The sequence below is a fragment of the Shinella sp. genome, from assembly GCF_052438155.1.
Lineage (GTDB): Bacteria > Pseudomonadota > Alphaproteobacteria > Rhizobiales > Rhizobiaceae > Shinella.
The window spans coordinates 42,987-57,169 of record NZ_JBQVPI010000012.1 but is presented as its reverse complement, the minus strand read 5'-3'; the positions used below and the strand labels follow the sequence as shown (position 1 = coordinate 57,169).

Below are 14,183 nucleotides of genomic sequence, written 5' to 3'. Positions count from 1 at the left end.
ACACCTCGTCCTCAAAAAGGCGAGGAGGCATCATGAGCGTGACGGAAACGACGCGGTTTTCCGATCTTTCGACCTCTCCGATCCGGCCCCTGAGCCAGACGGAAGTCAAATCGGTCCTGTCCGACCTCAAGGACTGGGGCAAGGAACAGCCCGCCATTGCCAAACTGCTCGGCGGGAACGAACCCCTCAAGGACTTCCTGGTCGCGGCGTTTTCGCTCTCTCCCTATCTGCGTGATACCGCGCGCATCGATCCCGGCCTGCTTGCCCGCGCGCTCGAAGCGCCGATCCTGCCGATGATCGAGGACGCGATCGCGCGCGCCCGCAACGCCTGGAAGACGGAGGGCGGCGAGGTGACGGAGGCGGTGCTGATGACCCGCCTGCGCGTCGCCAAGCGTGAGGTCGCCTTCCTCACAGCGCTCGCCGACCTTGCCCGCATATTTGACGCACGGAAAACCACGGCACTTCTCACCGACCTCGCCGAGGCGGCGACCTCGGCCGCTTTCGACTATCTGCTGCTGTCGACGCATGAAAGCGGCAAGCTGAAACTGCCGGACCCGGCACATCCCAGCGAAAAGTCGGGCCTCATCGTGCTCGGCATGGGCAAGCTTGGGGCGGCGGAGCTCAACTATTCCTCCGACATCGATCTCGTCGTCTTCTTCGATCCGATGGCGGATATCGCGGTCGATCCGATGGAAGCGGTCGAGACGTTTTCCCGCCTGGTGCGCCGACTGATCCGCATCATGCAGGAGCGCACGGCAGACGGCTACGTCTTCCGCACGGATCTGCGCCTGCGGCCCGATCCGGGCGCCACGCCGCTCGCCATCTCCTTCGATTCGGCCATGCTCTACTATGAGAGCCGCGGGCAGAACTGGGAGCGCGCCGCCTTCATCAAGGCCAAGCCGATTGCCGGTGATCTCGCGGCCGGCGCGGCGTTCCTCAAGGGCCTGACGCCCTTCGTCTTCCGCAAATATCTCGACTATGCGGCGATCGCCGACATTCATTCGATCAAGCGCCAGATCCATGTGCACAAGGGGCATGGCGAGATCGCCGTCAAGGGACACAACGTCAAGCTCGGTCGCGGCGGCATCCGCGAGATCGAGTTCTTCGTGCAGACGCAGCAGCTCATTGCCGGCGGCCGCGTGCCGGCACTGCGCCTGCGCGCCACCGAGCCGATGCTGCAGGAACTTGCAAAGGCGAACTGGATCGACAAGGGCACGGCCAGGGAACTGACCGAGGCCTACTGGTTCCTGCGCGACGTCGAGCATCGTATCCAGATGGTGCGTGACGAACAGACCCATTTGTTGCCGGAAACCGAGGCCGAGCTGAAGCGTATCGCCTTCATGATGGGCTTCGAGGATACGGCCGGCTTTTCTGCAAAACTCGTTTCCGTGCTGAAGACCGTCGAGCGCCGTTATGCGGCGCTCTTCGAGCAGGAGGCGAAGCTCTCCTCCGAGACCGGCAATCTCGTCTTTACCGGCCAGAAGGACGATCCGGACACGCTGGAAACGCTGAAGCGCCTCGGTTTCGAGCGTCCCGCAGACATTTCCCGCACGATCCGCACCTGGCACTACGGTCGCTACCGCGCCACGCAATCCGTCGAAGCACGCGAGCGGCTGACGGAGCTGACGCCGCAATTGCTGCGCGTCTTCGGCGAGAGCAAGCGGGCCGACGAGGCGCTGCTGCGCTTCGACAGCTTCATTTCCGGCCTGCCGGCGGGCATCCAGCTCTTCTCGCTGCTCGGCAACAATCCGGCGCTGCTTTCCCTCATCGTCAACATCATGTCATCGGCGCCGCGCCTCGCCGAGGTGATTGCGGCAAAGCCCCATGTCTTCGACGGCATGCTGGATCCCGGCCTGCTCGCCGAACTGCCGACGCGCGCCTATCTCTCCGAACGCATCGAGGGCTTCGTCTCCGGCGCCCGGCACTATGAGGAAATCCTCGACCGCCTGCGCATCATCGCCGCCGAACAGCGCTTCCTCATCGGCATTCGCCTGCTGACCGGTGCGATCACCGGCAAGCAGGCCGCGCGCGCACTGACGCATGTCGCCGACCTCATCGTCGCCGCGGCACTCAAGGCCGTGCTGGAGGAAATCGAGACCGCGCATGGAAAATTCCCGGGCGGGTGCGTGGTGCTGGTCGGCATGGGCAAGCTCGGCAGCTTCGAACTGACCGCCGGCTCGGACATCGACCTGATCCTGCTCTACGACCACGACAGCGACGCCTTTGAATCGGATGGTCCCAAGCCGCTCGACAACATGAAATACTTTACCCGCATCACCCAGCGCCTGATCGCCGCGCTTTCGGCGCCGACGGCGGAAGGCGTGCTCTATGAGGTGGACATGCGTCTGCGCCCCTCCGGCAACAAGGGGCCGGTCGCAACGCGCATCACGTCGTTTGCCAAGTACCAGACGGAAGAGGCCTGGACGTGGGAGCACATGGCCTTGACGCGTGCCCGCGTGCTCTGCGGCGACGAGAGCCTCATGAAGGAGGCCGACGACATTTTCCGTGCGGTTCTGCGCCGAAAGCGCGAGCCGGCGAAGATTGCCAAGGACGTCGCGGAGATGCGCAGCCTGATCGACCAGGAAAAGCCGCCGAAGGATGTCTGGGACCTAAAACTCATCCCGGGTGGGCTGATCGACATCGAATTCATCGCGCAGTTCCTCGCGCTGCTGGCCCCGGCGCGCGGCGTGCCACAGCCGAAGCGGGCGATGCCGACAGGGGAGGCGCTCGCCGTGCTCGGCGGGGCGATGATGGATCCGAACGACCTCGAAACGGTGCAGAAGGCGCTCTCCCTCTATACGGAGATTTCACAGATCGTGCGCCTATGCGTCGATGGCGGCTTCGATCCGAAAGAGGCGCCGGCGGGCCTTATCGACCTCGTCTGCCGGGCCGGGGACAGCCCGGATATCCGGGCGCTCGAGGCAGACCTCAAGCAGCGGGCGAAGGCGGTGCGCAAGATATTTCAAGCCCTCGTCGCAAAGTCGTAATCGGCCCCGGTGTCCTTTAACTGCGACCGTTGTCTCGCGAAGCCACGTACAATGCCTTGGCGTGGGACCTCTTGCACGTCTGAGCAATTGAGTTGGCAGGTCTCATCATGACGGGGGTACGGGGAGTACCTCGCTGACGTCTCGACCCTGGCGATAGCTCATCCATGCGGCGAACGCACAGGCTACTGTAACGCAAAAGCCGAGGACGGATGCCCCGGCTTTCATCGCGCAAGATCCGTCAGGCCGCCGCCAGATGCAGTGCGGCAAGCCGTTCCCGGTCGGGGATACGTACGGAGATGATCGTGCCCTTGCCTTCGACGGAGCGAATGCGCATTGCGCCGCCATGCAGATGGGCCAGCGAGCGGGAGATGGCGAGCCCGAGGCCGGAGCCGCCCTTGCTCTTGGCATATTGGCTCTGCACCTGCTCGAAGGGCTGGCCGATCTTCTGGAGTGCCGATTTCGGAATGCCAATGCCGGTATCGGCGATCGTCAGCGTGACGGCGCCGTCCACTTTGCGCGCCCGCACCTCCACCTTGCCGCCGGCATTGGTGAACTTCATGGCGTTTGACAGCAGGTTCAGCAGGATCTGCTTCATCGCGCGGCGGTCCGCGATGGTGAGCAAATTCTGTGGGCAGATTTGCTGCACCCGGATGAACTTCTTCTCCGCTTGCAGCATGGTGAGGCGCAGCGTCTCCTCGATCAGCGGTGCCAGATCGACGGTTTCGCAGCTGATGCGCATATGGCCGGCCTCGATCTTCGACATGTCGAGAATGTCGCTGATGACGTTGAGCAGATGTTTGCCGCTCTCGTGGATGTCGCAGGAGTATTCGCGATATTTGTCCGAGCCGATTGGGCCGAACATCTGGTTCTGCAGGATCTCGGAGAAGCCGAGGATGGCGTTGAGCGGTGTGCGCAGCTCATGCGACATGTTGGCGAGGAATTCCGATTTGGCGCGGTTTGCCGCCTCGGCGCGGTCCTTCTCCGCCTGGTAGTTCGCGTTGGCCACGGAAAGTTCAGCCTTCTGCCGCTCCAGCTTGGCGCGGGACGCCGAAAGATCGCCGATGGTTGCCATCAGTCGGCGTTCGGATTCGCGCAGCCGCACCTGGTGGCGCTTCATCATCGTGATGTCGGTGCCGACGGAAACAAGGCCGCCGTCGCGGGTGCGCCGTTCGTTGATCTGCAGCCAGCGCTCGTCGGCAAGCTGGACTTCGCTCGTCTGCGACATGCCCGCGCCATCCGCATCCGCGATGCGCCGCTCGATGACCGGGCGGGCGGCGGCGGCATGCACCGTCGCGCGATCGGTGCCGGGCACGAGCACGTCGTCGGGAAGACCGTAGGCCTGCTGGTAGTGCGCATTGCACATGACGAGACGGTCGTTCTTGTCCCACAGCACGAAGGCCTCGGAGGTGCATTCGATGGCGTCCGCAAGGCGCTGGTCGGCCTCCTGGTAGCGCTGGGCAAGCCGGTGCTGCTCCGTCACGTCCATCGCGATGCCGATGATGTGCATGCGGCCGGAGGCCATGCGGATGACCTGCGCACGGGCACGCAGCCAGACATAATGGCCATCGGCATGACGCATGCGGAAGACCTGTTCCACCTGCTTGGCTTCGCCGCGGGCAACCGCACGGGCCACCTGATAGATGCCGTCGTCATCGGGATGCATCAGACGCGCTGCATCGCCGAAGGACAGCACGCTGTCGCGCGGCGGCATGCCGAGCATTTCATACATGGAGCGCGACCAGAACAGCCGGCGGCTCGAGAGATCGAAGTCCCAGAGGCCGCAACGGCCGCGGGCCAGCGCCGTTTCCACGCGCAGGTTTGATTCCGCGAAGATCGCGTCCGCATCGCGCGCCCGCTTCGCCTGGATGTAATAGGCATAGAGAATGACCAGCAGGATCGCCGAGATGCCGGCAAACAGCGTGACGTTCAATGCCACCTCGTCGCGCCAGAACACGGCAAGCTGGCCGAGCGGATTGGCGACGATGACGAAGCCACCTTTCTTGGGCATCTGAACGAGCGATGCATAATAGTCCTGCCCGCCGATGCGGGTGCGGAAGACGCCTGCCGGTTCACCGAAATATTGCGTTGCCGCGAGTTCCGGCGAGAAGCGTGCAAGGGACTGGCCGACATAGCGCGCCGCCGCCAGCGAGGCACCGAAAACGTGCCCCTTCTCCTCGACGAACAGCACCAGCCCGCCCGGCTGCAGGCGATCCTGCGGAATGTTGAGGGACAGCGCTGCCTCGACCGCCATGCGGTCGGACTTGGTAAGGCTGTCCGCCATAGTGCCGGAGAAAACGGCGCCAACGGCCATGGCCGTCAGCGAGGTCGTGTCCTTGACGCTCGTGTCCATCCGGTCGTGCTCGACCATGATGCCGACCATCCGCGAGATGGCCACCACGAACAGGAAGGCAATGATCAGGATCGGTATCGATCGCTTGAGCACGGGCTCGGCCCGTGTCAAATGCCGCGCGGCAGGCCCGGCGAAAATCTTCGCCTGCCCCGTCGCCTCTTGTCCCCAGGCCGCCATTCCCGGAAATTTGAGACGAGTCCACCCGCCGGCTGCGCGTCCTCGTTGCGCGTCCGCCATAATCTTCAAACCTTGTAAGCCTCTCGCGATTCGGCGCGCCGCTCGCCCGAATCTGCCCTAATGAATCAATTGTGATTCGGCTTGTCCAGAGGAAAAGGTAAAACTTTCTTAACCATATCTCGTCGGTGCGAACTTGTATGCCGCAACGAAAACGGGCGCCGAAGCGCCCGGAATCATTGAATTTTCGGGATATCAGCCCTTTAGCATTCGCTCGACAATATCCGAAACGTCGGAGGAGAGTTTTTCACCCGCCGCAATCGTCCGCAACGCATTGCGCGCGTGATCCGAGCGCACGTCCTCAAGCGCACGCCAGGAGCGCATGGACGTCAGGATACGGGCGGCGAGCTGCGGGTTCTTCGGGTCGATCTCGATAATCTGGTCGGCAAGGAAACGGTAGCCTTCGCCGTCCGCCCGGTTGAAGCCGGTCGGGTTCGAGAAGGCATAGGTGCCGACGAGGGCGCGCATGCGGTTCGGGTTCGACTTGTTGAAGTGCGGGCTCGTCATCAGCGCCTTGACGCGTGCCAGCGCCCCGTCGCCCGGAATGGTCGACTGGATGGAGAACCACTTGTCGATGACCAGCGCATTGTCGGCAAAGCGGGCACGGAAGGTTTCCAGCGCGCTTGCGGTCTCCGGCGCATCCGGGAAGCGGTGCGCGAGAACGGTCAGTGCAGCACTCAGATCGGTCATGTTGTCGGCCGCAGCAAAGGCCTCCGCGGCGCGGGCCGGCGTGCCGTCGGCGACGGCCAGATAGGCGAGTGCCGCATTGCGCAGCGCGCGATGGCCAGCACCAGCGGCATCCGGCGTGAAGGCGCCTTGCAGCTGGTGGCGTTCGAAAAGTGTGGCGAAGACGGCCGGACCACGCTTCGCCACAAAGGCGAGCACCTCTTCGCGCCCGGCGCGGATGGCGTCGGGATCGTTGTTGCTGCCGAGTTCGCGGGCAATGTCGGATTCGGAGGGCAGGGCGAGCGCCTGTGCCCGGAAGGCAGGCTCCAGCGTCTCATCGCCGGCGATTGCGATCAGCGTATCGGCAAGAACCGCATTCGTCTCGACCGGCTCGCCAGCCCGTGCGCTGCGTGCTGCCGCGACGAGGTTCGGCAGCGCCAGATCGTTGAGCGCCTGCCAGCGCGCGAAGAGGTCGGCATCATAGCGGGCGATATGGGCGAGGTCGGCGGGCGCCTGCTCGAAATGCAGGTTGATTGGCGCCGAAAAACTGCGGTTGAGCGAAACGACCGGGCGCGAGGCGATGCCGGAGAAGGTGACCGTCTGGCGGCGCTGCTTGAGATGCAGCACATCGCCGGTCACATCCGCACCGCTGATAGCGCTCGGCGTGGCTTCGGACCCGTCGGCGGAGATCAGGCCGAAGCGCAGCGGGATGTGCATCGGCTCCTTCGCGCTCTGGCCCGGCGTTGGCGGGATCATCTGCTCGAGCGACAGTGTGAACTCACCCTTCGCCTGGTCATAGCTCGACGAAACGCTGACGAGCGGCGTGCCGGCCTGATGGTACCAGAGCGAGAACTGGCCGAGATCGACGCCGTTCGCCTCTTCGAAGCACTTTACGAAATCCTCGATCGTAGCGGCGTCGCCATCGTGCCGTTCGAAATAGAGGTCCATACCCTTCTTGAAGCCGTCGCGGCCGACGATGGTCGCGATCATGCGCGTCACCTCGGAGCCTTTTTCGTAGACGGTCGTCGTATAGAAGTTGTTGATTTCGCGGTATTTCGTCGGGCGCACCGGATGGGCGAGCGGGCCGGCATCCTCCGGAAACTGCTCCGACTTCAGGTGCCGCACTTCTGCGATGCGCTTGACGGCGCGCGAGCGCTGGTCGGCGGAAAATTCGTGGTCGCGATAGACCGTCAGGCCTTCCTTCAGGCAGAGCTGGAACCAGTCGCGGCAGGTGACGCGGTTGCCGGTCCAGTTGTGGAAATATTCATGCGCGATGATCGCCTCGATATTCGCGTAGTCCTGGTCGGTCGCGATTTCCGGGTCGGCGAGCACGTATTTGTCGTTGAAGACGTTGAGCCCCTTGTTCTCCATGGCGCCCATGTTGAAGTCGGAGACGGCGACGATCATGAAGATGTCGAGATCGTATTCGCGGCCGAACACCTCTTCGTCCCATTTCATGGAGCGCTTCAGCGCGTCCATCGCATAGGCCGCGCGCGGCTCCTTGCCGTGCTCGACATAGATCTTCAGCGTGACCTCGCGGTCGGACATCGTCGTGAACGTGTCCTCCACGACGCCGAGATCACCGGCGACGAGCGCGAACAGGTAGGACGGCTTCGGGTGCGGATCGAACCAGGCGGCAAAATGTTTGCCTTCGCCATAACCGGCGCCGCCGAGGAAGTTGCCGTTGGACAGCAGGAGAGGGCAGCTCGCCTTGTCGGCGATGATGTTGACCGTGTAGACGGCCAGCACGTCCGGCCGGTCCGGGAAATAGGTGATGCGCCGAAAACCTTCCGCCTCGCACTGGGTGCAGTAGACGCCGTTCGTGCGGTAGAGGCCCATCAGCTGGGTGTTGGCCTCGGGATTGATCATCGTGGTGATGGTGATCTCGAAGGGCTCGCTTGCCGGCAGGTCGCGGATGGTCAGGCTGTCGGGCGTGGCGTCGTAGCGGCCAGCATCCAGCTCCAACTGGTCGAAGAGCAGGCCCGTCATCGTCAGTTCGTCGCCGTCGAGAACGAGCGGGGCAGCGGGATCGACGCCGTCGCGGCGATGGAAGATCAGGCGGGCCTCGACCTTGGTCTCCGTCGGGTCCAGTTCGAAGGTCAGATCGACGCGCTCGAGAACGAAGTCAGTCTGGCGATAGTCCGCCAGGTGGATGATCTGGCCGTTCTCAGTCCGCATGGATGTGTCCTGCTCTTTGCCGTCCGGTTCCCGTTCCCCTTGTGCATGGAACGATGGATCGCCGGGACGGTCTGCCCCCAAGTTCCACGAATAGATATGCGTATTCGCTTAACATCTCATTTCCGTGGAGATCGGGAAATCACAAATTTGTGCCATGTCGGCACGGCCGTCTCTCCCGCGTCTCCGATCAAAATTATCCGCGATGCATCACCAGAATTCATCCCATCCGGCCATCAACCGCGCTAGAGTTGCAGCTCTCTGAATCGGTTCTCCGGTCTCCCTGAAATCTGTTGCCATGGCTTCCCGGCCATGATGAGTTCCGCATGGACACGCAGTCTTCCGATCCCATGAAGGGGATTTTTCTCAAGGTCGCCTCGGTGGTGATCTTCCTCTGCATGTCGGCGCTCATCAAGGCTGCCGGCAAGGATCTTCCGGCAGGGCAGATCACCTTTCTGCGCTCTGCCTTCGCCATGGTGCCGATCCTCGTGTTTCTCGGCATGCATGGTCAGCTGCGCGATGCCTTCCGCACCAACGACATCTTCGGGCATTTGAAGCGCGGCTTCATCGGCATTCTCTCCATGGGCTTCGGCTTCTACGGCCTCATACATCTGCCGTTGCCGGAATCGATCGCGCTCGGTTATGCCCTGCCGCTCGTCACCGTGGTCGTCGCCGCGGTCTTCCTCAAGGAAAAGGTCGGCATCTATCGCTGGTCGGCGGTCCTTGTCGGCTTGCTGGGCGTTGCCATCATCAGCTGGCCGCGTCTCACGCTCTTGCGCAACGGGGGCCTCGGCTCGTCGGAGGCCATGGGCGTGCTGGCCATGATGGCTTTTGCCGTGCTCGGCTCCTTTGCGATGGTGCTGGTGCGCAAGCTGGTGCAGACCGAGCGTACACCGACGATCGTGCTCTATTTCTCGCTGTTCGCCTCGATCTTCTCGCTTGGCACGCTGCCGTTCGGCTGGATCGCTCTGAGCTGGCAGGCATTGGGCCTGATGGTGCTTGCCGGCTTTTGCGGCGGCATCGCCCAGATCTTGCTGACGTCGAGCTACCGTTATGCCGACGTGTCCACCATCGCGCCGTTCGAATACACGTCGATCGTGCTCGGCCTTATCATCGGCTATTTCCTCTTCGGCGACGTGCCCACCGGCCCCATGCTGATCGGCACCGCCATTGTCGTCAGCGCCGGCATCTTCGTGATCTTCCGCGAGCACCAGCTCAACCTGAAGCGCCGCGCGGAGCTTCGACACAAGCTGCCGCAAGGGTAAAAAGCTATCCCAGCAAAAGTGCGAAGCGATTCTGCGCCTGGAATTAACGCCACTCCGGCGTCGTCGTGTCTTCGACCCGTTCGTCCGTCACAGCATCCGGCTGGAGGGCGGCGGCCGCCGCATCGGCGCCGAGCGGCTGGGCCGACATGGCCTGATAATCCGTCTTGCTGACGAGGCCGTCATTGGCTTCGCGCCGGCTGATGCGCCAGGCGGCATAGGCGCCGTAGAGCGCAAAATAAACCGCCAGTACTGCAAACAACGAGCCAGGCCCGAAGCGATCCATGATGGGACCGACCATCAACGGGCCGGAAATCGTGCCGAAGCCATAGACGATCATCATGCCCGAGGAGACCTCGACATACTCGTTCGGCTGGGCACGGTCGTTCGCATGCGCCACGTTCAGTGCGTAGATCGGGAAGATGACCGAACCGACGAAAGCCGCGCCCGCATAAAGCAGCACCGGCGGCCCGCCGGCCACCATCGCCATCACGATGCAGGAAACGGTGCCGACAATGCCGCAGACGACCATGACGAGGCGACGGTCCATGCGGTCAGAGGCGCGGCCGATCGGAATTTGCGAGAGCGCGCTGCCGAGCAGCACGCAGGCGAGCAGCGTGGCACCTTCCGCGGTCGACAGGCCCGTGCGCTGCGTGAACACACCGCCGAGATTGAGCCAGGCGCCGGAAAGCGCACCGGCAAGAAACGCGCCGACGACGGCGACGGGCGATCGCCGATAGAGTTTTGGAATGTCGAAGCGCGCCTGCGTCGGCGGGGCGGGGAGCGGCGAGGAGGTGAGGGCGGTCGGCAGAAGTGCTACGGAGAAGATGATGCCGCAAAGAATGAACAGCGAGGTGTTGGACGGATCGCCGAGCGGCACGAGATACTGCCCGCCTATCGTGCCGACCATCGTTGTTATCAGGTAGATCGAGAAGACCGAGCCACGGTTCTCATTGGTCGTGCGTTCGTTCAGCCAGCTTTCAATGATGAGGTAACTTCCGGAAATGGCGAAGCCGGAAATGGCGCGAAACAGCATCCAGGCCCGCCAGTCGACGACGAGCGCGCAAAGCAGGATCGCGATGGCAAGCAGCGTGATCAGCGCCACGAAGACCCGCACATGGCCGACAAGCAGCACGAATTTCGGTGTGACGATGCAGGAAAGCGTGAACCCGATCGTGTAGCCCGTCGCGATCATCGCGATCGTCTGCGTCGACCAGCCTTCCGCCACCGCCCGCACCGGCACGACATAACTCTGCAGGCCGAACGCCACCATCATCAATAGGGTGGACAACATCAGGCTCAGGATGGAGACAAGGCTCGCCAGCATGGAGGCTCCGGAAGAGGGCGCAGATTGCGCATTCTGTTTCGGAGTGTCGCTCTATTGCGGCGGCGGCGCGCTGTCTACTGCGACAGCGGTTGGCGTAACCAAGAAGATTTTTCAAGAGAATAGGGGAACGAGAGAAGTTCCCGAAAAAGTTGTGATATGAACGCATGTCGGGTGTAGACCCGACAAAACGAAAGGAGGTGAGACGTTTGAGAATCCGGGTTTCGGTTATTGTCAGACTGTTCGGTTGGCGCCTGACGCTGACAGTAAGCCGATAACAAAACGGAGATCGGGCTTCGGCCCGGTCTCCACCGGAGAAAGGCGTCTCACCTCCTCACGATGAAGATAGTATCACGGCGGTAGCCGGTTTCAAAGCCGCGGCCGAACCTCAGTTCGGCAGGAAGGCCTTGAGCGGGTCGCGGCGCTGGACGGAATCGCGCGGCAGCGAGGCCAGCACGGAATATTCCCGGGCCGCGTTCACGGCGGCGCGAATATCGGCAATGTCAGAGATCAGTTTACGGATCTTGGTCATGGCTTGCTCCTTGAATCGTTGGCGCGTGCTCAGCGCGTGATGAACTCGGAGAAGAGCTGAACGGGGCGGCTGATACGGGCAAAGCCCGTGGCCGTGAGCTGCTCGTTGGCCCGGGCAGCGATGCTGCCGAAGCCGTGCCCGGCGCGAAGACCGGAGTGGCGGAGCGTCTCGAAGCTCGAATGAATGGGCCGAAAGCGGGCGGTCATGGGTCGATTCCTTAAATCCTATCCCTCCCGTTTTCATATATTGCGCCGCAGCATTGATTTTGCAATGCGACATTCTACCCGGCAGATATGTGCAATTCACATGGCTGTTGAAACAATTTGTTCATGCTTGAGGCAGGTTTGCGGCGAAACCAATTCAGGGAATCACGCCGTAAAAGCCAAGTCCCTGAAAACGTTGAATATGGACCGGTCGCTTAGCCTTTGAGCCCTGCACGAAAAGCAAGCAGGTCCTGCCAGGCGAGACGCTTGCTGATCGCCGCTGTCACCAGGTCTTGCGGATGCAGGGTCGCAAATGCCGGAATGGCACGCCCGGAAACATCGATTTCCCGCCATTCACCGCGCAGTTGATGGATCGTATCGTTCGAGCGGAACAGGAATCGCGCGGCGAAATTGCCGAGAACGAGAAGGTGATTCGGCTCGGCAAGCGCGATCTGCCGCTCGATGAAGGGCCGGCAGATATCCGCCTCGCGTTGCGACGGCGGGCGATTGCCCGGCGGCCGCCATGGAACGACATTGGTGATCAGCAGGTCTGTGCGGGCAAGTCCGATACCGCCAAGCATGCGGTCGAGGATAGCACCCTGCCGGCCGGAGAAGGGCTGGCCGTCGCGGTCGTCCTCGGCATTCGGCATGGCGCCGACGACCATGATGGACGGCTTTGCATTGCCCTCGGCAAACACGAGGCAGCGGGCGCTGGTCTTGAGGTTGCAGCCGTTGAAGGCTTCCATCGCCGTGCGCAATTCGTCCAGCGAGCGCGCGCTGCTCGCCGCAAACTCGGCCTCGGCCACTGCCTGGCCATCCGGAATCGCGACATTCGGCATGGGAGCAAGGGCCGCAGGGCGCGGCTGCTCCTGGCGCACGGGTGCCTGCCGCGCCGGTTGCTGCGGAGCGGAGACCGTCTCCGGCTGCGCCGGCGCACCCCGTGCTGCACGCATCGCCTCGAATTCGGCAAAGCGATCGACCGGTTCCTCCTCCAGCAGCCATTCCACGCCCGCATCCGCATAGAAATGCAGAAGCGAACGAAGCTGCTCGGGGTGGAGGTCTCTGGCGGCGTTCATGATCGCACCTTAGAACAATCCCGGCAAAAGTGCGAAGCCGTTTTGCGTCAAGCGCTCACGCTGCCCACGTCGCGACGTCGTCGCTTTCGCCGATGAGCGCAAGACCGTGCGCGATGGAAAGAAGTTCCCCGCCGCTCTCGATCTTGCCTGCATCGAAACGACGGGAAAAGATGTCGCGCACTGCCGGCACGAAGGAAGTGCCGCCGGTCAGGAACACCTTGTCGATTTCGCCCGGTGCCGTGTTGGTCTTTTCCAGCACCTCGTCGAGCGCACCCTCGATGCGTGCGAGGTCGGGCGCGATCCAGCGCTCGAAATCGCTGCGCTTGACCATCTTGCGGCCGGCGGCTCCGAGCGGCGGGAAGTTGAACTCCGCCTCGTCCGTCGCCGACAGCGCCATCTTGGCGGCCGAGATCGCCTGATACAGCGGGTAACCCTCGTCATGCTCGACGAGCTCGATGAAGAGTTCCAGCTTTTCCGGCTCCAGCGCCGAGCGCACCAGCGACTTGAGGTCGGTGAATTCGCGCGTCGTCTTGAAAATCGACAGCTGGTTCCAGCGGGCGAAATTGGCATAGTAGCCTGACGGCACTTCCAGCACCTTGTCGAAGCTCTTGAAGTGGGACCCCTTGCCGATTTCCGGCGCGACAAGATGTTCGATCATGCGGGAATCGAAGTGATCGCCGGCAATGCCGACGCCCGAATGGCCGATCGGTGTCGCCGACAGCCGGCCCGCCTGCCGCTCGAAACGGATCAGCGAATAGTCCGTCGTGCCGCCGCCGAAATCGGCAACGAGCACCGTGGCGTCGCTCTTCAGCGTCTGGGCGAAATAGTAGGCCGCCGCAACGGGCTCGTAGACATAGTGGATTTCCGGAAAGCCCAGCCGTGTCAGCGCCGCGTTGTAGCGCTCGAGCGCCAGCGCCGGGTTGGGGCTTGCGCCGGCAAACTGCACCGGTCGCCCGGCAATCACCCGCGATACGTCTGCCGGCCATTCATCCCCGGCATAGGCCTTCAAACGGCGCAGAAAAATTTCCATCAGGTCGTCGAAGGCGTGCCGGCGTGCATAGATCAGCGTGCCCTGGAAGAGGGCACTTGCCGCAAAGGTCTTGATCGATTGCAGGAAGCGGCAGTCGCCGGGATTGTCGATGAACTGGCGGATGGCCGCCTGTCCCGCTTCGACTTTCAGCGCCTGCGCGCCGACGAGCGGATCCTTCATGAAGGACAGCGTCGTGCGCATCGTGTCGGTCTCGCCGACGCTGCTGGTGAAGTGCATCGATTGTGTTTCGCTGCCGCCCGCCGCGAGCGCCATAACCGTGTTCGTCGTGCCGAAATCGAGCCCGAGTGCGCGTGCCATCGCCGTGCCCCTTGTGATCGCCAAAA

The 14,183-nt window shown here is 62.9% G+C and carries 9 protein-coding genes; 2 read left to right on the top strand and 7 right to left on the bottom strand.

Features of this window, described 5'->3' with window-relative positions; all coding sequences use genetic code 11:
* The first annotated feature begins 32 nt into the window (after positions 1–32).
* Entirely contained in the window at positions 33–2,987 is a 2,955-nt protein-coding gene (locus tag ACT6VE_RS20790) for a bifunctional [glutamine synthetase] adenylyltransferase/[glutamine synthetase]-adenylyl-L-tyrosine phosphorylase (RefSeq protein WP_444800343.1), read from the top strand.
* 238 nt (positions 2,988–3,225) lie between these two features.
* On the opposite strand, the gene ACT6VE_RS20785 is transcribed toward ACT6VE_RS20790, so the two are convergent.
* Both ACT6VE_RS20785 and pepN read right to left on the bottom strand, forming a co-directional pair.
* Positions 3,226–5,574: a PAS domain-containing sensor histidine kinase gene (locus tag ACT6VE_RS20785; protein ID WP_444800342.1), complete on the bottom strand. Its 2,349-nt coding sequence runs from the start codon at positions 5,572–5,574 to the stop codon at positions 3,226–3,228.
* Positions 5,575–5,766: 192 nt separating this feature from the next.
* Entirely contained in the window at positions 5,767–8,415 is a 2,649-nt protein-coding gene (gene pepN / locus ACT6VE_RS20780) for an aminopeptidase N (protein WP_444800341.1), read from the bottom strand.
* A 323-nt stretch (positions 8,416–8,738) separates the two neighbouring features.
* On the opposite strand from pepN, the gene ACT6VE_RS20775 reads away from it, so the two are divergent.
* Positions 8,739–9,677 (top strand): DMT family transporter, encoded by a 939-nt coding sequence (locus ACT6VE_RS20775; RefSeq protein ID WP_444800340.1) that lies wholly within the window; start codon positions 8,739–8,741, stop codon positions 9,675–9,677.
* A gap of 43 nt (positions 9,678–9,720) precedes the next feature.
* Here ACT6VE_RS20775 and ACT6VE_RS20770 read toward each other — a convergent pair whose 3' ends face one another.
* The 5 genes from ACT6VE_RS20770 to ACT6VE_RS20750 form a co-directional block, all read right to left on the bottom strand.
* Positions 9,721–11,001: an MFS transporter gene (locus ACT6VE_RS20770; RefSeq protein ID WP_444800339.1), complete on the bottom strand. Its 1,281-nt coding sequence runs from the start codon at positions 10,999–11,001 to the stop codon at positions 9,721–9,723.
* A 385-nt stretch (positions 11,002–11,386) separates the two neighbouring features.
* On the bottom strand, positions 11,387–11,530 hold the full coding sequence (locus tag ACT6VE_RS20765; protein WP_444800338.1) for a hypothetical protein: 144 nt from the start codon (positions 11,528–11,530) through the stop codon (positions 11,387–11,389).
* Positions 11,531–11,559: 29 nt separating this feature from the next.
* A complete protein-coding gene (locus ACT6VE_RS20760; RefSeq protein ID WP_444800337.1) occupies positions 11,560–11,736 on the bottom strand; it encodes a hypothetical protein in 177 nt (58 codons plus the stop codon).
* A 212-nt stretch (positions 11,737–11,948) separates the two neighbouring features.
* Positions 11,949–12,809, bottom strand: coding sequence for a uracil-DNA glycosylase (locus tag ACT6VE_RS20755; protein ID WP_444800336.1), 861 nt, complete (start codon positions 12,807–12,809; stop codon positions 11,949–11,951).
* 55 nt (positions 12,810–12,864) lie between these two features.
* Positions 12,865–14,157 (bottom strand): Hsp70 family protein, encoded by a 1,293-nt coding sequence (locus ACT6VE_RS20750; protein WP_444800335.1) that lies wholly within the window; start codon positions 14,155–14,157, stop codon positions 12,865–12,867.
* Positions 14,158–14,183 lie beyond the last annotated feature (26 nt).